The organism is Paraburkholderia terricola, from assembly GCF_900142195.1.
GTDB classification, from domain to species: Bacteria; Pseudomonadota; Gammaproteobacteria; order Burkholderiales; family Burkholderiaceae; genus Paraburkholderia; species Paraburkholderia terricola.
On record NZ_FRAB01000001.1, the window covers coordinates 155,137 to 172,720 of the forward strand.

The 17,584-nt window shown below is 62.6% G+C and carries 14 protein-coding genes and 2 tRNA genes; 5 read left to right on the forward strand and 11 right to left on the reverse strand.

Annotation, left to right across the window (positions count from 1 at the left end):
* Positions 1-126: 126 nt before the first annotated feature.
* From BUE39_RS00660 to tig, 6 genes are all read right to left on the reverse strand, one after another.
* Positions 127-202: transfer RNA gene (locus BUE39_RS00660), tRNA-Val, on the reverse strand.
* Positions 203-264: 62 nt separating this feature from the next.
* Positions 265-537: an HU family DNA-binding protein gene (locus tag BUE39_RS00665; protein WP_027796408.1), complete on the reverse strand. Its 273-nt coding sequence runs from the start codon at positions 535-537 to the stop codon at positions 265-267.
* A gap of 346 nt (positions 538-883) precedes the next feature.
* A complete protein-coding gene (lon, locus tag BUE39_RS00670; protein ID WP_073426734.1) occupies positions 884-3,307 on the reverse strand; it encodes an endopeptidase La in 2,424 nt (807 codons plus the stop codon).
* Between the two features lie 198 nt (positions 3,308-3,505).
* Positions 3,506-4,777, reverse strand: coding sequence for an ATP-dependent Clp protease ATP-binding subunit ClpX (gene clpX, locus BUE39_RS00675; RefSeq protein ID WP_020065906.1), 1,272 nt, complete (start codon positions 4,775-4,777; stop codon positions 3,506-3,508).
* Positions 4,778-4,960: 183 nt separating this feature from the next.
* Positions 4,961-5,614 carry an ATP-dependent Clp endopeptidase proteolytic subunit ClpP gene (gene clpP, locus BUE39_RS00680; protein ID WP_007182010.1) on the reverse strand — a complete coding sequence of 218 codons (654 nt, stop codon included), beginning with the start codon at positions 5,612-5,614 and terminating at the stop codon, positions 4,961-4,963.
* Positions 5,615-5,816: 202 nt separating this feature from the next.
* Positions 5,817-7,163 (reverse strand): trigger factor, encoded by a 1,347-nt coding sequence (gene tig, locus BUE39_RS00685; protein ID WP_073426735.1) that lies wholly within the window; start codon positions 7,161-7,163, stop codon positions 5,817-5,819.
* A gap of 454 nt (positions 7,164-7,617) precedes the next feature.
* Here tig and BUE39_RS00690 point away from each other — a divergent pair, with 454 nt between their 5' ends.
* Together BUE39_RS00690 and BUE39_RS00695 are read left to right on the forward strand one after the other, a co-directional pair.
* A complete protein-coding gene (locus BUE39_RS00690) occupies positions 7,618-8,763 on the forward strand; it encodes a glycerate kinase (protein WP_073426736.1) in 1,146 nt (381 codons plus the stop codon).
* A 107-nt stretch (positions 8,764-8,870) separates the two neighbouring features.
* Positions 8,871-9,323: a MarR family winged helix-turn-helix transcriptional regulator gene (locus BUE39_RS00695; protein ID WP_073426737.1), complete on the forward strand. Its 453-nt coding sequence runs from the start codon at positions 8,871-8,873 to the stop codon at positions 9,321-9,323.
* Between the two features lie 239 nt (positions 9,324-9,562).
* On the opposite strand, the gene BUE39_RS00700 is transcribed toward BUE39_RS00695, so the two are convergent.
* On the reverse strand, positions 9,563-11,038 hold the full coding sequence (locus BUE39_RS00700) for a DUF3999 domain-containing protein (RefSeq protein ID WP_073426738.1): 1,476 nt from the start codon (positions 11,036-11,038) through the stop codon (positions 9,563-9,565).
* A 450-nt stretch (positions 11,039-11,488) separates the two neighbouring features.
* Between BUE39_RS00700 and BUE39_RS00705 the strand changes: the two genes are divergently transcribed.
* Positions 11,489-11,770 carry a hypothetical protein gene (locus BUE39_RS00705; protein ID WP_073426739.1) on the forward strand — a complete coding sequence of 94 codons (282 nt, stop codon included), beginning with the start codon at positions 11,489-11,491 and terminating at the stop codon, positions 11,768-11,770.
* An 86-nt stretch (positions 11,771-11,856) separates the two neighbouring features.
* Here the strand turns inward: BUE39_RS00705 and BUE39_RS00710 are convergent.
* Positions 11,857-11,943: transfer RNA gene (locus tag BUE39_RS00710), tRNA-Leu, on the reverse strand.
* Positions 11,944-12,172: 229 nt separating this feature from the next.
* On the opposite strand from BUE39_RS00710, the gene BUE39_RS00715 reads away from it, so the two are divergent.
* Complete coding sequence (locus BUE39_RS00715) at positions 12,173-12,997, forward strand: squalene/phytoene synthase family protein (protein WP_073426740.1); 825 nt, start codon at positions 12,173-12,175, stop codon at positions 12,995-12,997.
* Positions 12,998-13,050: 53 nt separating this feature from the next.
* On the opposite strand, the gene BUE39_RS00720 is transcribed toward BUE39_RS00715, so the two are convergent.
* The 3 genes from BUE39_RS00720 to BUE39_RS35305 all read right to left on the reverse strand — a co-directional run bounded on the left by BUE39_RS00720 (position 13,051) and on the right by BUE39_RS35305 (position 16,535).
* On the reverse strand, positions 13,051-14,295 hold the full coding sequence (locus tag BUE39_RS00720) for a DUF1501 domain-containing protein (RefSeq protein ID WP_073426741.1): 1,245 nt from the start codon (positions 14,293-14,295) through the stop codon (positions 13,051-13,053).
* 71 nt (positions 14,296-14,366) lie between these two features.
* Entirely contained in the window at positions 14,367-16,007 is a 1,641-nt protein-coding gene (locus tag BUE39_RS00725; protein ID WP_084561340.1) for a DUF1800 domain-containing protein, read from the reverse strand.
* Between the two features lie 198 nt (positions 16,008-16,205).
* On the reverse strand, positions 16,206-16,535 hold the full coding sequence (locus BUE39_RS35305) for a hypothetical protein (RefSeq protein WP_073426742.1): 330 nt from the start codon (positions 16,533-16,535) through the stop codon (positions 16,206-16,208).
* Positions 16,536-16,761: 226 nt separating this feature from the next.
* On the opposite strand from BUE39_RS35305, the gene ompR reads away from it, so the two are divergent.
* The gene (gene ompR / locus BUE39_RS00735; protein WP_006048917.1) at positions 16,762-17,496 is read left to right on the forward strand and encodes an osmolarity response regulator transcription factor OmpR; all 735 of its coding nucleotides are present in this window, start codon (positions 16,762-16,764) and stop codon (positions 17,494-17,496) included.
* Positions 17,497-17,584: the final 88 nt, after the last annotated feature.

Here is a 17,584-nt window from a genome sequence, read left to right on the forward strand (position 1 = left end):
CGGCATTCAACGGACCATCGCGAGATCCAGCGACGACAAAAAACCCGCGGAGCCAATAGCCACGCGGGTTTTAGAGTACTGCAGCGGATAGATCGCGACTTGGTCGGCGCGAATCGCGAAACGGTATGGTGGGTGCTGAGAGGCTCGAACTCCCGACCTACGCCTTGTAAGGGCGCCGCTCTACCAACTGAGCTAAGCACCCGCTTCGCTATTCATTACTTCCGTAGGCTGCCTGATTTTACAAAACCTCAAGCAGCGAGCCCGCTAGTTTAGCGCATCCTTCAGGGCTTTGCCAGGCCTAAATTTGGGAACCTTGGCTGCCTTTATCTTGATGGCGTCACCGGTGCGCGGATTGCGCCCTGTGCGCGCCGTACGCTTACCGACCGCGAAGGTGCCGAAACCGACCAACGTCACTGAACCGCCCTTCTTCAACGTACCTTTGACCCCACCGATCACCGCATCGAGCGCACGGCCTGCCGCAGCCTTCGAAATATCGGCCTGCTGTGCAATGTGATCGATCAATTCCGTTTTATTCATTCCAACCCCCGAGAATGTTCATGGCAATCGTGACGGCGCTCTACAGCGCCTGACATCACGCGGGCCGGCGGGCAACGCCGGGCGGACTCATTAGAATTGGCCGAAAGCCTTGTGTCAAGCGGGGTTGAGCCTGATTCGGGCGGTTCTCGAAGCTCACCGAATAAGCGGATTTTGCATTGGACCGATGCGTACGCAACCGTTGGAAGGCGCAACCTGTCGTTTGCCCAAAAGATGGGAAAGCGTGCGCTCATGAGCCGAGCCGCAGCCTGTTTGGGCAATAAAAAACCCGCGGACAAGTCCGCGGGTTTCTGCTCCACCAACCAGCCTTTCGCTGCTGGCTTTTGCCTTAGTGCTTCACGACTTCCGTCGCGCCGGCGTCTTTGCCGGGCTCCGCCGCAACCGGCGTAGCGGGCTTCGCCTCTTCTTCCGGCAATGCCTCCGGCACACGTTCGAGCGCCAACTCGAGCACCTTGTCGATCCAGCGGACCGGCACGATTTCGATCGCGTTCTTCACGTTGTCCGGAATCTCCGTCAAGTCCTTGACGTTTTCTTCCGGAATCAGCACCAGCTTGATGCCGCCGCGATGCGCCGCCAGCAGTTTTTCCTTCAAGCCGCCGATTGGCAGGACTTCGCCGCGCAACGTGATTTCGCCCGTCATCGCGACGTTGGCGCGCACCGGAATACCGGTCAACACCGACACCAGCGCGGTTGTCATCGCGATACCGGCGGACGGACCGTCCTTCGGCGTCGCGCCTTCCGGCACGTGGATGTGAATGTCCCGCTTCTCGAACGCCTCGTCCTTGACGCCCAGACGACGCGAGCGCGAGCGCACCACCGAGCGCGCGGCTTCGACGGATTCCTTCATCACGTCGCCGAGCGAACCCGTGCGGATCACATTGCCCTTGCCCGGCATCACCGCGGCTTCGATGGTCAGCAGATCGCCGCCCACTTCCGTCCACGCAAGACCCGTGACCTGGCCAACCTGGTTTTCCTTGGCGGCCAGACCGAAGTCGTACTTGCGCACGCCGAGGAAAGTGTCAAGGTTGCTGCCGTCGACCTTCACCGCGCCTTCCGCCTTCTTCAGCAGAAGCATCTTCACGACCTTGCGGCAGATCTTCGAAATTTCACGTTCGAGCGAACGCACGCCCGCTTCACGCGTGTAGTAACGAATGATGTCGCGGATCGCGGTTTCCGTTACATCGACCTCGCCTTCCTTGAGGCCGTTGTTCTTCTTCTGCTTGGGCAAAAGATAACGTTGCGCGATGCTGACCTTCTCGTCTTCCGTGTAGCCCGACAGACGGATCACTTCCATCCGGTCAAGCAACGGCGGCGGAATATTCAGCGAGTTCGATGTCGCCACGAACATCACGTCCGACAGATCGAAGTCGACTTCGACGTAGTGATCGGCGAACGTGTGGTTCTGTTCCGGATCGAGCACTTCCAGCAAGGCCGACGACGGATCGCCGCGGAAATCCTGGCCCATCTTGTCGACTTCGTCGAGCAGGAAGAGCGGATTGCGCACGCCGACCTTGGTCAGGCTTTGCAGAATCTTGCCCGGCATCGAACCGATGTACGTGCGACGGTGACCGCGAATCTCGGCTTCGTCGCGCACGCCGCCGAGCGCCATACGCACGAACTTGCGATTCGTGGCGCGAGCGATCGACTGACCCAGCGACGTCTTACCGACACCCGGAGGCCCAACGAGGCACAGGATCGGCGCTTTCACCTTGTCGACGCGTTGCTGGACCGCGAGATACTCGAGAATGCGTTCCTTCACTTTCTCGAGACCGAAGTGGTCCTCGTCGAGCACGCGCTCCGCATTCGAGAGGTCATTGTTGACCTTGCTCTTCTTGCGCCACGGCAAGCCGATCAGCGTATCGATGTAGTTGCGCACGACGGTCGCCTCAGCCGACATCGGCGACATCAGCTTGAGCTTCTTCAGTTCGGCGTCGGCCTTCTTCTTGGCTTCCTTCGGCATGCGAGCAGCCGTGATGCGCTTCTCGAGTTCCTCGAGATCCGCACCTTCCTCGCCTTCGCCGAGTTCCTTCTGGATCGCCTTGACCTGTTCATTCAGGTAGTACTCGCGCTGGCTTTTTTCCATCTGGCGCTTCACACGCCCACGGATGCGCTTTTCCACCTGCAGGATGTCGATCTCGGCTTCGAGTTGCGCGAGCAGATGCTCGAGGCGCTCGATCACCGGGAACATTTCGAGGATGTGCTGCTTCTGGTCGAGCTTGAGCGGCAAATGCGCCGCGATGGTGTCGGCCAGACGCCCCGCCTCGTCGATACCCGACAGCGACGTCAGGATCTCGGGCGGGATTTTCTTGTTCAGCTTCACATACTGGTCGAACTGCGACACGATCGCGCGGCGCAGCGCTTCGGTTTCAGCGCTGTCGGCGTGGTCGGGTTCGAGCGGCATGACTTCGCACGAAAACTGCGTTTCCTGTTCTTCGATGGAAAGCGTCTTCGCGCGCTGCAAGCCCTCGACCAGCACCTTGACGGTGCCGTCGGGCAGCTTGAGCATTTGGAGGATGTTGGCAACACACCCTACTTCGTACATGTCCTTTTCGGTCGGCTCATCTTTCGCAGCCGTTTTTTGGGCGACGAGCATGATGTGCTTGCCGCCTTCCATCGCTGCTTCGAGAGCCTTGATCGACTTCGGGCGGCCTACGAAGAGCGGAATCACCATGTGCGGGAAGACGACTACGTCACGCAGCGGGAGCAGCGGGAGCGTAATGCGTTCCGGCGGAAGGAGTTGGGTTCCTGACATTTCATTTCCCCATGAGTGGAATCAGTTCGTTCGATAGGTGAGGCCGGCAGAAAATATTGCAAGCCTCCGCGTGTGGGAAAAGTTCAGTGACTCCGAAGGTTCAGTGACTCCATAGTGAAAACTAGCATCCTGACCACACGATAAACGAAAAAGCCGTTCACGTCGCCATGAACGGCTTTTTGCAGAACCCGAAGCCGATCAGTTCGAACCCGCCACTTTTGGCGCGTCTTCGTAGATCAGCAGCGGTTTGCCGTCACCGTCAATAACGTTGTCGTCGATGATAACCTTGCTAACACCTTTCATCTGCGGTAGATCGTACATGACGTCAAGCAACGCCTGTTCCAGGATGGAGCGAAGACCCCGCGCGCCCGTTTTGCGACGGATCGCTTTGCGGGCGACAGCCTGCAAAGCGGCCGGACGAATTTCCAGCTCGACGCGCTCCATATTGAACAGCTTGTGATACTGCTTCACCAGTGCGTTCTTGGGTTCGACCAGAATTTTCATCAGCGCCGTTTCATCGAGCTTGCCGAGCGTGGCGACCACCGGCAGGCGGCCAATCAGTTCCGGAATCAGACCGAACTTGATCAGATCTTCCGGCTCCACTTCGCGCAGCACTTCGCCCGCGTCACGGTCCTGCTTGCTCTTCACGCTTGCGCCGAAGCCGATCCCGGTTTTCTCGGTGCGATCGACGATGACCTTCTCGAGTCCGTCAAATGCGCCACCGCAAATAAACAGAATGTTGGTGGTGTCGACCTGGATGAAGTCCTGATTCGGATGCTTACGTCCGCCCTGCGGCGGCACCGACGCCATCGTGCCCTCGACCAGTTTGAGCAAAGCCTGCTGCACACCTTCGCCCGAAACGTCGCGGGTGATGGACGGGTTGTCCGACTTGCGGCTGATCTTGTCGATTTCGTCGATGTAGACAATGCCACGCTGAGCCTTGTCCACTTCGTAATTGCAGTTTTGCAGCAGCTTCTGGATGATGTTCTCGACGTCTTCGCCGACGTAGCCGGCTTCCGTCAGCGTCGTGGCATCGGCAATGACGAACGGGACGTTAAGAAGGCGCGCGAGCGTCTGCGCGAGCAGGGTCTTGCCGGAACCGGTCGGGCCGATCAGCAGGATGTTGCTCTTGGACAGCTCGATCTCATCCTTCTTGTCGAGATGCTTGAGGCGCTTGTAGTGGTTGTACACCGCCACCGCGAGGATCTTCTTCGCGCGCTCCTGACCGATCACGTACTGATCGAGGATTTCACGGATTTCCTGCGGACTCGGCAGATCGGACTTGGACAAGCCCGCTTCGATGCCGGCGCCTGCAGCTTCATCGCGGATGATTTCGTTGCACAGGTCGATACATTCATCGCAGATGAACACCGACGGGCCTGCAATCAGTTTTTTGACTTCATGCTGGCTCTTGCCGCAGAACGAGCAATACAACAGCTTCTCGCTGTTAGAACCTTTCTTGTCCGCCATAGATGTGTGAGCCTCCGGACACTCGATTACATGATACGCCGTTTGCCCCCGCCTCGCAGTTGGGCGCGGCAGGGCTAATGAGCCAGATGACGGCGTTTGCCGCAGGCGCTCGGACGAGTCTTGATTATTTCACAACCGGTCCGATGACGATTTTGCCCCATTTCGGGGCAAAATCGCACCGGTTCAAGGCCGCTTATGCGCCACCTGATCGACCAGACCGTAAGCTTGCGCGTCATCGCCGGACATGAAATTGTCACGGTCGGTGTCGCGCGCGATACGCTCGACCGGCTGGCCTGTGTGGTGCGCGAGCAGATGATTCAGCCGCTCCTTCAAATACAGAATTTCGCGCGCCTGGATTTCGATGTCCGACGCCTGACCACGCGCGCCGCCCAGCGGCTGGTGAATCATCACCCGCGAATTCGGCAGCGCGAAGCGCTTGCCCTTCGCACCCGCCGCCAGCAGGAACGCGCCCATGCTAGCCGCGAGTCCCATGCACAACGTAGACACGTCCGGCTTGATGAACTGCATCGTATCGTAAATCGCCATGCCGGCCGAAACCGAGCCGCCCGGACTGTTGATGTAGAAGCTGATGTCCTTGTCCGGATTCTCGCTTTCGAGAAACAGCATTTGGGCAACCACGAGGTTCGCCGTCTGGTCGTTCACTTCACCGACCAGAAACACGATGCGTTCCTTGAGCAGACGCGAATAGATGTCATACGAGCGCTCGCCCCGGCCGCTCGTTTCCACCACGATCGGCACCAGTCCGAGCGCCTGCGCTTCGAGATCCCGGGACGACTGGGAGGTCAACGTGTCCAGCATTTGGGCGCGAAAGGTCATGCAATGGATCCTTGTCTGGAAATATTCTAACTATGGATGCTAGACAGGTTGTGGTGAGTCAGCCCGTATTCAAGCATGCGGTCAGTGCAAGGCGAAGCGCACGCCAGTACAGACATCATGCAGGACGCAACGCACGTTCACAGCACGAAAAAACGGCGTGCGGGCCGTCGCTCCGACAGCCGGCACGCCGTTGCAGCGACGCTTACGCTTGCGCCGTTGCGCTTGCCAGTTCTTCGAAGCTCACTTCCTTGTCCGTCACCTTGGCCTTGCTGAGAACGAAATCGACGACGTTGGCTTCAACGACGTACGCTTCCATTTCGGCAAGACGTTGCTGGTTGGAATAATACCAGCGGACGACTTCCTTCGGGTCTTCATAGCTTTTCGCGAACTCGTCCACTTCGGCGCGAATCTGCTCCGGCTTGGCTTGCAGATCGTTGGCCTTGACCAGTTCGGCCAGCACGAGGCCCAGCTTGACGCGGCGCTCCGCCTGCTCCTTGAACATGGCAGCCGGGATCGGCGCATCTTTTGCGTTCGGCACGCCGCGCTGCTCCAGATCCTGACGCGCCATCGCGACGAGGCGTTCCTGATCCTGTTCGATCAGCGCGTTCGGCACCTCGAGTTCCGAAATCCTCAGCAGCGCGTCCATCACCTGGTTCTTGACGATCGCTTGCATGCGGCGCTTGGCTTCACGCTCCAGATTGTCCTTGATCTCAGCGCGCATCTTGGTCAGATCGCCGTCTTCAATACCGAGCGACTTCGCGAAGTCCGCGTCGATTTCCGGCAGATGCGGCCATTCGATCTTCTTCATCGTGATCGTGAATTGCGCCGTTTTGCCCGCCACTTCCTTGCCGTGGTAGTCGTCCGGGAACTTCAGGTCGAATTCGTTCGATGCGCCGACGGTCAAGCCCAGCGCCGCCTTTTCGAATTCCGGCAGCATGCGGCCCTCGCCCAGCACGAACGCGAAGTCTTCCGCGCTGCCGCCCTGGAACACTTCACCGTCGATCTTGCCGACGAAGTCGACCGTCACGCGATCGCCTTCCTTGGCCGCCGTATCCGCGCCGCCGTCGCCATGCTCGCCGGCTTCGCCGCGAGCGTGGAAATGCACGCGCTGCTTGCGCAGGATTTCCAGCGTGCGGTCGATTTCCGCTTCGCTGATGGTGGTGGTGGTGCGTTCGATTTCAGCCGTGGCGACGTCGCCCAACTTCACTTCCGGGTACACCTCGAAGGTCGCGTCGAACGCGTAGTCGCCTTCGGCGACGTCGGACTTCGGCGCAAAGCTCGGCTGGCCGGCCACACGCAGGTTCTCGGCGCGGCTGATGTCGAAGAATTCCTTGCCGACCTTGTCGCTCAGCACTTCGGCTTCCACCTGGCCCGAGTACTGTTGCGTCACCATCTTGAGCGGCACCTTGCCCGGGCGAAAACCCGGCATGCGCACGTTCTTCGCGAGTTGACGGATACGCGAGTCCACTTCCTTCTGCACGGCATCCTTCGGCAGGGAAATCGTTACGCGGCGTTCGAGCTTGCCGAGGTTTTCAACAACGTTAGCCATGGCTTCAATCGTCCTAAAATTATTCGAGCGAATCAGTTATCTTCTCCGTGCCGCTTTTCGACGTCGCTTCGCGTCGATTGCGCGCCTGCGCCGCGGGCTTGCAGGCCGCCGGCAGCACGGTTGGGTCCAAAGAGCCGAATATTTTAGCAAACTATTTGTGCGATCAACCGGGATTCGATGATTGCGCGCCTTTTTCTCGGTGTTCGGGCCGCTTTCCACGCTGTTTCGAGCCAGTTTTTATTTCGGCTCCAACTTGCCGCCGGCACCACGCGGCCATGCGAAAACAAGCCCGACAGGCGCCATGACAACCGCTTGCCGCGGCGATTCCGCCTATGCCTTTCGACATATTCAGTCGGCGCGCCCATGCTGATAAGCTTACGGACGCACTCGGGGTTCGCCTCCGGTTTCCGCCTGTTCCCCGTCTTCGCAACGATTCCAACCATTCAGAGACACCATGCCGAATTCGCCGTCCTCGCCTGTCGTCGTCATCGCTCCCGATTCCTTCAAAGGCTCGCTTGGCGCGGAGCAGGTCGCGCAGGCGATCGCGTCCGGCATCCTGCGCGCGCGTCTTGACGCCGACGTGCGCATCTGTCCGATGGCCGATGGCGGCGAAGGCACGCTCGACGCCATGCTCACGAGCGGCGGCGAACGCCGCAAGCTGAACGTGCGTGGCGCGGCCGGTCCGCTGCGCGAAGCGCTTGTCGGCCTGCTGACCGACGGCAGCGCGATCGTCGAAACGGCCGAGGTCGTCGGCATTACCGATCCCGTGGGCATGGGCGTGCCGGTCGAGGCGCGCAGCACGCGCGGCATGGGCGAAGCGATTCGCACGCTGCTGGACGCGGGCGTGCGGCGCTTTTTCGTCGCGCTCGGCGGCAGCAGCACGAACGACGGCGGCGCGGGCCTGCTAGCCGGCCTCGGCCTGAAACTGTTCGACGCCCAGGACAAGGAACTCGACGCCTCACCCGAACAGTTGGCGCGCGTCGCGCGCCTTGATGTCTCGCAGTTGGACGCACGACTCGCGGACACCGAGTTCGTGGCCATGTCGGACGTGGACAACCCGCTGACCGGTGCGCACGGCGCGACGGCTGTGTTCGGTCCGCAAAAGGGCGTGAAGCCGGAGCAGATTGCGCCGATCGACGCCGCCCTCGCTCATTTTGCCGATCTGCTGGAAGGGGCGCTCGGGCGATCGGCGCGCGATCAGCCAGGCGCGGGCGCGGCCGGCGGCCTCGGCTTCGCGCTGCATATGCTCGGCGCGCGGTTCGAGCCTGGCGCGGAAACCGTCGCGCGGCAAATCGGTCTGGACGCAGCGCTTGAAGGCGCGAACTGGCTGATCACCGGCGAGGGCCGCTCCGACGTCCAGACGCTGCACGGCAAGGCGCCCTTCATCGCCTGCCGTCATGCAAGGGCGGCGGGCGTGCCGGCCACGCTGCTCTCCGGCGCGGTCGACTCGGCGGCACTGCCCCGGCTTGCCGAGTACTTCAGCGGCTGCTTCTCGCCGGCGCCCGGCCCGATCACGCTCGAGGCCGCGATCAACGACGCGGCGCGTTTGCTCGCCGACGAAGCCGAACAGTTGACGCGCCTGAAGTACGGCGCGCGCTGAGTACGGTCCGCAGTGGCCGTCGGGCACGGTCGCCGCAACGATCAAGGCACACTGATCGAACGACTTGGGTCAGCCGAAGCACTCGCGCCACTCATTACGGGAAGACCATGAAGGACTCCGCCAAAGCCGGGCTCGAACAGTTCCTCACCTACCGTCTGCATGTGCTGAACAAGCTCGCCGAGCGCGGCATCAGCGAGCGCTACCAGCAGAAGCTCGGCGTGACCTTGCCCGAAGCGCGCGTGATTGCGTCGGTGGGCTCGTTCGGACCGTTTTCGATCATGGAACTGGCGCGGCACGCCAATCTCGACAAAAGTCAGGCGAGCCGCGCAGCCGAGGCGCTGATCAGGCAGGGGCTCGTGAAGCGCGAGCCGAGCGCGGACGACGGCCGCGTCGTGCTGGTGTCGTTGACCGCGGAGGGGCGTGCGCTATATCGGAAGGTGATGCCGATCGCGCGTAAATGGAACGACGACCTGTTCGACTGTCTCGGCGAGCAGGAAAAGATCGCGTTCGGCTACGCGCTGGATAAGGTCATCCATACGATGACGGCAAACGACGGGTGAGCGCCCGGTGCCGGTCGCACGCACTGATTCCTGGTGGCGCAATGCTGTAGTGGTTATGCGCTACCCGTACTGTGCGATCCATCTGCTGTGCGCGGCGCTCATCTTCCGTTGCGCACACCGCGTCTCTAGGTGTGGCGCGGTGTGCACAACGCCGCGCGTACCGCCTGGCACTGCGCGCGCCGAAGTCGGGCGACTTCGCGGTCCGCGCGATTCTTCGTCCCTGATTCCCGTGCCTGCGCTCATGCCTTGCCGTCAAGGTGACCGGGGACGTCGCTCGCGCTCGGCTCGCCAGGCGCAACGCTCGCCGCGCCGGACCCTCCGGGCGCCGCTTCACTGCCCCTACCGGCTGCCGCGCCCACCTGAGCCTGAGCCCGCGCTCCGCGCGCAAGCCGCCACGCAATCGCACCGAGCGACCCGACAGCCAGCAATAACGCCGCCCACAACAAATAGCGGCGCGACGCTTCCGGATGCTTGCCCGCGGATTGCGCATCGCGTTGCTCAGCGGACAACGCGCTGCCCACCCGCGCTGTCGCGGTAACCGAGGAGGCGCCCATTCCCAGCGCTTCCGTGCTCACCGCCGACGACACCTCCGCCGCGCTGCCCACCGCCAGCGCGTACGGCGCGCCCCCGCGCGCGGCGAAGGTCAGCGTCGCGGGACGCCAGCCCGCGGCGACAGTCAACGCGCCGCTACCCAGGCCGCCGCCGCGCGTATCGACCACCACGCGCCATTGACGATCCGTGTCGGACGCCAGCTCCAGCGGCGGATTGCTTTGCTCGACCGCCTCGTTATGCAGGCGATACAGCGTCGCGCTGGAAACCTGGCGCCAGGCCGACCCCAAACCCGCGCGCGAATAGACGACGACCGGCGCCACCGTATTAGGCTGCGGCAAATTCAGGCGCAAACGGTCGATGGGATAAGGGCCGCCCGTGTCGAAGAAATACTCGCCGGCTTTCGGGCCCGCGTGGGCGACGATGCCTTCGCGCCACATGCGCTGCGCGTTCGCGCGCCGCGCCTCGGCGGCGCCGCCCGCCTGCACTTCGATGTCGATCGATTCGACGTAAGGCGAGCCGTCGAGCCAGTGCAAACGCAGATAGCGCGCATGCTCGCTGTCCAGTTCGATACGGTCCTGGCTCAGCGTGCCGCCGTTGTAGCTGACCTTGAGGAGTTGCGCATCGCCGGCCGGTTGCCAGTTGCGCAAGTCCTCGCTCGATTCGACGGTGACGCGCCCCTGGTAATTGTCGTCCCGCACACGCACGACCAACGCGTCGACCCGCCCTGTGCGAGGCGCGTGTCCGGCATCGATCAGGTCCGTGTCGTGTTGCGCGCGGCCGGGCGGCGCCGCGGTCGCGCGCAGTGAGCCGTCGGACGCGATCGTGACGCCGAGCGGCGCGCCGGTGCTGCCTCGAGCGGCTGTCCGCAACGGAAACCAGCGCGCCGGACGCAACACGGGCGGTTTGCGGGCAGGCTCGCGCGGCGCGTCGAGCGCATACGGCACGGATTCGCCCGCTCCGTCGAGCACGCGCAGGTCGCCGAGATCATTACGCTGGCTGGCCGCGTAGACGGCGGCCGGCAGGGTCACGCTGTAATACGCGGCGCCCTCTTCGAGATCGAGCGCGAAATGCCGCGCAAAATGCTCCGCCGCGTTCGCTTGCGCGGGCGCGTACACGCACGCGATCGCAAGACACCAGCCCGTCAGGATCAAAACACGCTTCATTGCTCGGTTTCCAGAACCACGGCATTGGGCGGCATCGGCAAGAGACAGCCGATCGGCAGCCACGTCAAGCCAATGCCGATAAACGATACGATCCGCTCGACTCCCCGCCAGAGGCGACAATTCGAACAGAAACAGTTTGACGGCGACCGCCGTAAGCAGCGCGTCGCCCGGATCATTATGCCGGGTGCGCAGGCTGTTGACAGTATCGATACCGAAGCTTGCGTGAGCGTCGCGTTCGACATGACATCGGACCGGTACGGCAGATGCGCTTACTTGATAGCCAGCCATCTATCGCTCGCCGGATCGAGCAGCCGGAAAACCCTCGCCACCATCTCGAACGCCGCAAGCACGGGAACCTGCCACGTTCGCGGCAACCGGCCAGGCATGTCAAAATTCCGGAACCGGCCCCCGAGCCCTTCAATCTCCCATCTTCATCCAAGGAAGTTTTCAGTGGACATCAACAAACAGGTCGCCGCCCTCACCGCTTCGGAACTCCAGACCGCGGGCGCGAGCCAGGCCGCGGCGATTGCCGTGAGCGTATTGCTGCGTCATTTGCGCTCGCCCGAACTGGCGAAACTACTGTCGTCGGCGTTCGAAAACCATCAGGCGGTCATGCTGCAAACGCCGTGGCCGGAGCCGATGCTGCAGGCGTTCGAATCGACGCGCCGTTTCCTCGAAGGCGCGGCGCAGGCTGAGTTGCCGGGCACGCAAGCACAGCCGCCGGGCGTCTGAGCGGCGCGCAAAGCGCACGTAAAAACAAAAAACCCCGCCGGTCCAAAGACTCGACGGGGTTCTCCGCTACATCCGCTTCACATACCTGGTGCGAGGGAGGGGACTCGAACCCCTACACCCTTGCGGGCGTCAGGACCTAAACCTGGTGCGTCTACCAATTTCGCCACCCTCGCAGCCGGACAAGCCGCTGTGCGCCCTGCCCGATGTCCTGCATGCTCTGTGCGCATAAAAACACGCGCCCAAAAGCGTAAGCGCGAGATTCTAACCGATTGATTCGCGCTTGTCTGCATCTGGCCGGCCGTCCGCATGAAGGGCGCCGATGCTACAATTTTTGGCTTGGCGCGCGCACGCCGTGCTCCAGTCGCATCCCCCTTCGCCCGCTCTTCCCCACATTCCAATCCAGTGAATTTCGACGAATATTGCCAGCAAAAAGCGGCGCCGCCCGGATCGAGCACTTACTATGCGCTTCGGCAGGGGCCCGCCACAAGCCAGCCGCTTTTGACCGCGCTGTTCGCGCTGCGCCGCGAGTTCGAGGAAACGGTGAAAGAGGTAAGCGATCCCGCCATCGGCCGCACCAAGCTCGCATGGTGGCAAAACGAAATCGCCGCGCTGGCTTCGGGCGCGCCGTCGCATCCGGTGTCCAAGGCGCTCGCGGCCTATCTGCCCGACGTGGAGAACGAGTCCCGCGCGTTGCAGGCGCTGCTTGCCGGTTTCGAAATGGACCTCGACCAGGCACGCTACCTCGACTACCCGAACCTGCGACGCTATGTACAAGGCGTCGGCGGCACCTTCGCGTCGCTGGTGGCGCGGGCCACGGCGAAAGACGCCGCGCAGGCGTCGACGTGGTCGGCTCCGCTCGGCGAGGCGCTCCTGCTCGCGCAGTTGGTGGTCGAAACAGGCAATGACGCACGCCACGGCCGCATCTACATTCCGATCGACGAAATGCAGCGCTTTAACGTCACCGCCGCCGATCTGATCAACCGAAAGTATTCCGACGCGTTCACCGGGTTGATGCGCTTCCAGACGAAGCGCGCCCGCGATGCGTTGCATGCCGCACTCGCCGCGGTGCCCACCGGCGAGCGCCGCTCGCAGCGCACGCTGCTCGCGCAAGCGGCGCTCGCGTTGGCGCTGCTGGATGAAATCGAACGCGACGGCTATCACGTGCTGCATCAACGTATCGCACTGACGCCGATTCGCAAGCTATGGATCGCGTGGCGCGCCAGATAGCTTGAACCTTGCAACGGCCGCGGGTTGAATCCGATCAAGCGCGTCCGTCATCGTCAGACGCGCAGCAAGGGCAGCGGCTCGAAACGCTGCTGCAGAATCGCCGACGCGTCGAGCCCCCACCACGACCCGAGCACGGTCGCGTAAAGCTGTCGAAAATCGACGCCGACCGGCAAATTACCATTGCCGTCGAGCCGCCCGAGTTCCGGCGGTACACCGTATAGACCGCCCCGCACTCGTCCGCCCGTGACGAAATGCGGCGCCACGGTGCCGTGGTCCGTGCCGTTGCTCTGATTCTCGCGCGGACGGCGGCCGAACTCGGCATAGGTCATCACCAGCGTATCGTCCCAACGGCCCAGTTCGACGAGTGCCGACTTCATCGAAGCGAATCCCTCCGCGAGTTGTTTGAGCAGCGCCGCCTGTTGAGCCGGCTGGTTCTGATGCGTATCGAAACCGTTGAGCGTCAGGCGGATCACCGCGACGCCCTGCCCGTTGCCGGGCTGTCCTTGCCGCGTGCCGCCAAAGGCGGCTTCCTTCGGGGCGCCCGCGGCGGCGAGCACCTGCATCGCCGCTTTGATCGAACTGCCGAACGCGCCGCCTGGGAACGCGGTCTTCATGGCCGCCAGGCCTTGAGTGGGACGCAGGCGGTCGGCGGCTTTCACGATGTCGTTCTCGACCTCGAGAATGTGCGCCAGTTCGGGATTGCGCTCGTGCAGCGATACCGGCGTGGCGAGACGCGAGGCCTTCACGAACTGCGCCGGATTGACGAGCGCGATGGCGCGCGCGCCATTCGCGAGCGGTCCCATTTCGGCGCTGCCGATGACCACGCCGTCGGCGGCAAAACCCGCGGGCACCGGCGTCCGCGCGAATGCACGCGTGAGCCAGCCCTCGCGCAGATATTGGTCGGAACGCGACGCGGTGTCCCAGATCTCGATCGAGCGGAAATGCGAGAGGTTCGGCTGCGCATAGCTGACGCCTTGCACGATCGCCAGTTGCCGGCTCTGCCAAAGCGGCATCAGCGGCTGCAACGACGGGTGCAGCGCGGTGCGCTCGTCGAGTTGAATCGCCTGCTCGCGTTTGATGCCGATGTTCTTGCGCAACTGATAGTAAGTGGAATCGGCGAACGGAATCACGGTGTTCAAACCATCGTTGCCGCCCTTCAGCTCGACGAGGATCAACAGGTTGCCGTAGCCGCGATAGGGCGACGCGTCCGGCGCGGCCATTTGCGCGCCGAATGCGCTCGGCAGCCAGAGCGACGCGCCGGCGGTTGCGGCCATCGAGAGAAAGCTGCGTCGTTTCATACTGCACCTCGTTCGATTGTCACGGCGCGTCACACTCTCGCCGCCGGACCGTTCATTTCAGCGGTTCGCGCTCACTTGAGCTGATACGTCGGGTCCATCAGCAGCGCTTCCAGATAAGCGCTCGCGGTGGAATCGGTGTCGATCGCGTTCACCGGCGCAAGCGGCAAGACCGCGTGCTGAAGTTGTAGCTCGGCCGATAGCCCCGGTTTCGCCGTCGGCGCGGTGTTGTACTGTGCGAGCCACCTATCGATGTCGAAGCGCACGCCGCCCCTGGCATCCCGAGCGCCTCGCGCCGTCGCGCGCTGCATCGGCGGATTCGTCCGCATGTCGCGCGGCGCGGCGCTGCCGCTCGCCTCGCCGTTTGCGTTCATCGAATCGCTCATGCGCCGCGGACCGGCGGTTTCAGTGGCGCGAAACAGTTGCTCGACGAATTGCTTGCGCGCGAGCAGCGTCGAACTGTTGATCCATGTCGCGCCGCCGGGCCATCCCTTGACGTTCGGCGGGTATAACAGGTTTTCGCCGAGCGTGCGGATCTGGGCGGCGAACGGCGCGGTGTTGTCGTAACCGATGTCGAACGCGCGCAGCGTGCCGACCACGAATTCCGCCGGCGACTTCACGAGCACGCCGCGATCGCCCTCGTCCCAGAAAGCGTCGCTCATGAAGAGACCGCGCAACGCCACCTTAACCTCGTAATGACTCGCGCGGAACTGCGCGGCGATTGGCGCGATAAGCGCCGGATCCGGCGTATCGGAGACGAATTCACGCCACAGCCCGGTCGCGACGAACGTGGCGGTTTCCGGCCGTGCGAGCAGAATGTCGAGCACCTGATCGCCGTCGAAAGAACCGGTTTGGCCGAGCACGGTCTTCTCGCCGTCGTCGTGCTGGCTGGCGCGCCACAGATACGCCTGCGTGTCGGGATCGAGGCTCCATCCCGTGTAGGCGCGCGCCGCTTCCGAAACGTCGCGCTGCGTGTAATGCCCTTCGCCGAGCGTGAATAGCTCCATCACTTCGCGGGCGAAATTTTCGTTGGGCTTGCCCTTGCGATTGCTGGCGCCGTCCAGATACTGCAGCATCGCCGGGTCTTTCGCGACCTCGTGCAGCAGCGTGCCGAAGTTGCCGAGCGCCTCCCGGCGCAGCAGCAGGTTCTGCCGCGCCATCAGTTGTGGAAACTGAACCTTGTCCTGGCCCGACGTGAAATGGTTGTGCCAGAAGAGCGTCATGCGTTCGGTCAGCGGCGACGGCGTGACCAGCATCTCGCGCACCCACCATGCCCGCAATGTTTCGTAACGCTGCCGACGCAAGCGCTGCTCGTCGCGACGCTGCTCGGCGGTCCACGCCTTGCGCGCTTCACGTGTCGGGACCGGTTCGAAGACCCACTCAGGCAACGGCGTGACAGCTTCGGTTCGTGCTGTTGCGAGCACCTTGTCGACGGCCTGGGCTCGCGTGAGTCCGACGTATTGCGCGAGTTCAGCGCTGTCCGGCGCGAAGCCGACGCGCGTCAGAAAGAAGCGCGCGTCGTCCACAGCAAGGATGTTTTGTTCAATGCCGGACGCTGCGGAGGCCTGGGCCGGCGTGCGATGTTTGACGTGCGAGACACGAGGCGGGCTCTGCTGCGCGACGGCTACCGTCTGCAAACCGTACGTCGCCGCCAGCGTGATGACGGCGATGGCAAACCATCCGCGGCGATTTCCACCTGTGAGTAATTGGGTCATCGGTCATCCGGGTTGGCGGAATGTCAAGTAGCAGCAATCGCGCAGGCAGTCAGGTGCCGCGTCCTCGCCACTCAACGGTAGAACGGATGACAAAGTTGACGAGAGAAGTGCAACGAAATTTTTCGCGCGGGCCAAGGGCTGGAGAACCCCGACGTGAAAGCCGCGCGGCAGCCAGGCGGCGACCGTCACATAAACTGACTAACGCTTATACAGCTCGCGCACGGCGTCTTCGATATGCTGCCGTAGGAGGCGCCGCTCGTCGGGCGTCATATGGCCGTCGCGGCGATGTTGATCGAGATCGGAAGGAATCGCGGTGCGCAACATCGCGTCTGAGGCGGGGCGTTCGGCGTTACTCGCGTTGCGGCGGTTTGCCCGCGGATTGGCGGGTCTGGACGCGTGCTCACTCGCAGCTCTGTCGGCGGAAGGCTGGGCATGGGCGAGCGTTGGTGCCAGTGAGCCTGCAATCGTACCGGCTACCGCCAGTGCAATCACCCGTAGACGCACATTCGGCCAAACCCCTCCCTTCATGTTGTTCCCTTCGTGGCGCGGCAACCGGCTACCTCAATGCGTATACAACCCGGTAACGAGCCGGGCGCGTGAGTTTTAGTCGAGTGAAGTATCCACCGAACAGCCGCATTCAGTAAAGGAGTCTAACTGTCGATGCTTTACGTCGTGCCACATGGCGGGTAAATTTTGTAACTGACTGTAACCCGATAAATGATGCAACCGCGCACCACTTTCTAATCGCGCTAAGATGCCGACCATGGAAACCAAAAACCCTTCGAAAATCCTCGTCGTCGACGACGATCCACGCCTGCGCGATCTGCTGCGCCGTTACCTCGGTGAACAGGGCTTCAACGTCTATGTTGCCGAGAACGCGCCATCCATGAACAAGCTGTGGGTGCGTGAGCGCTTCGATCTGCTGGTGCTGGATCTGATGCTGCCCGGCGAGGACGGCCTGTCGATCTGCCGCCGCCTACGCGGCAGCAACGACCGCACGCCGATCATCATGCTGACGGCCAAGGGTGAAGACGTCGATCGTATCGTCGGTCTCGAGATGGGCGCCGACGACTATCTCCCCAAGCCCTTCAATCCGCGCGAACTGGTCGCACGGATTCATGCGGTGCTACGCCGCCAGTCGCCGTCGGAGTTGCCGGGCGCACCGTCCGAAACCACCGAAGTGTTCGAATTCGGCGAGTTCGCGCTGAATCTCGCCACCCGTACGCTCACCAAGGCGGGCCAGGAAATTCCGCTGACCACCGGCGAGTTCTCCGTGCTGAAAGTGTTTGCGCGCCACCCGCGTCAGCCGCTCTCGCGTGAGAAGTTGATGGAACTCGCGCGCGGCCGCGAATATGAAGTGTTCGACCGCAGCCTCGACGTGCAGATTTCGCGTCTGCGCAAGCTGATCGAACCCGATCCGGGGAGCCCGCGTTTCATCCAGACCGTCTGGGGTCTCGGCTACGTGTTCATTCCCGACGGTGCAGCCTGAGTTTGTTCTCGCCTCCCGTGTCGACTGGAGTTGGCGCTTTAGCGCTTACTCTGGTCCCATGCAAGATAGTTCCAGATAAGAAGGGCCC

Excerpts from the sequence above, each read along its gene's own strand:
- BUE39_RS00690 (WP_073426736.1), top strand. The coding sequence starts at position 7,618 with ATGCCGAATTCGCCGTCCTCGCCTGTCGTCGTCATCGCTCCCGATTCC.
- ompR (WP_006048917.1), top strand. The coding sequence starts at position 16,762 with ATGCCGACCATGGAAACCAAAAACCCTTCGAAAATCCTCGTCGTCGAC.
- BUE39_RS00720 (WP_073426741.1), bottom strand. The coding sequence starts at position 14,295 with ATGAAACGACGCAGCTTTCTCTCGATGGCCGCAACCGCCGGCGCGTCG.
- clpX (WP_020065906.1), bottom strand. The coding sequence starts at position 4,777 with ATGGCGGACAAGAAAGGTTCTAACAGCGAGAAGCTGTTGTATTGCTCG.
- clpP (WP_007182010.1), bottom strand. The coding sequence starts at position 5,614 with ATGACCTTTCGCGCCCAAATGCTGGACACGTTGACCTCCCAGTCGTCC.
- BUE39_RS00700 (WP_073426738.1), bottom strand. The coding sequence starts at position 11,038 with ATGAAGCGTGTTTTGATCCTGACGGGCTGGTGTCTTGCGATCGCGTGC.
- BUE39_RS35305 (WP_073426742.1), bottom strand. The coding sequence starts at position 16,535 with ATGAAGGGAGGGGTTTGGCCGAATGTGCGTCTACGGGTGATTGCACTG.
- BUE39_RS00695 (WP_073426737.1), top strand. The coding sequence starts at position 8,871 with ATGAAGGACTCCGCCAAAGCCGGGCTCGAACAGTTCCTCACCTACCGT.
- tig (WP_073426735.1), bottom strand. The coding sequence starts at position 7,163 with ATGGCTAACGTTGTTGAAAACCTCGGCAAGCTCGAACGCCGCGTAACG.
- BUE39_RS00665 (WP_027796408.1), bottom strand. The coding sequence starts at position 537 with ATGAATAAAACGGAATTGATCGATCACATTGCACAGCAGGCCGATATT.
- BUE39_RS00725 (WP_084561340.1), bottom strand. The coding sequence starts at position 16,007 with ATGACCCAATTACTCACAGGTGGAAATCGCCGCGGATGGTTTGCCATC.
- lon (WP_073426734.1), bottom strand. The coding sequence starts at position 3,307 with ATGTCAGGAACCCAACTCCTTCCGCCGGAACGCATTACGCTCCCGCTG.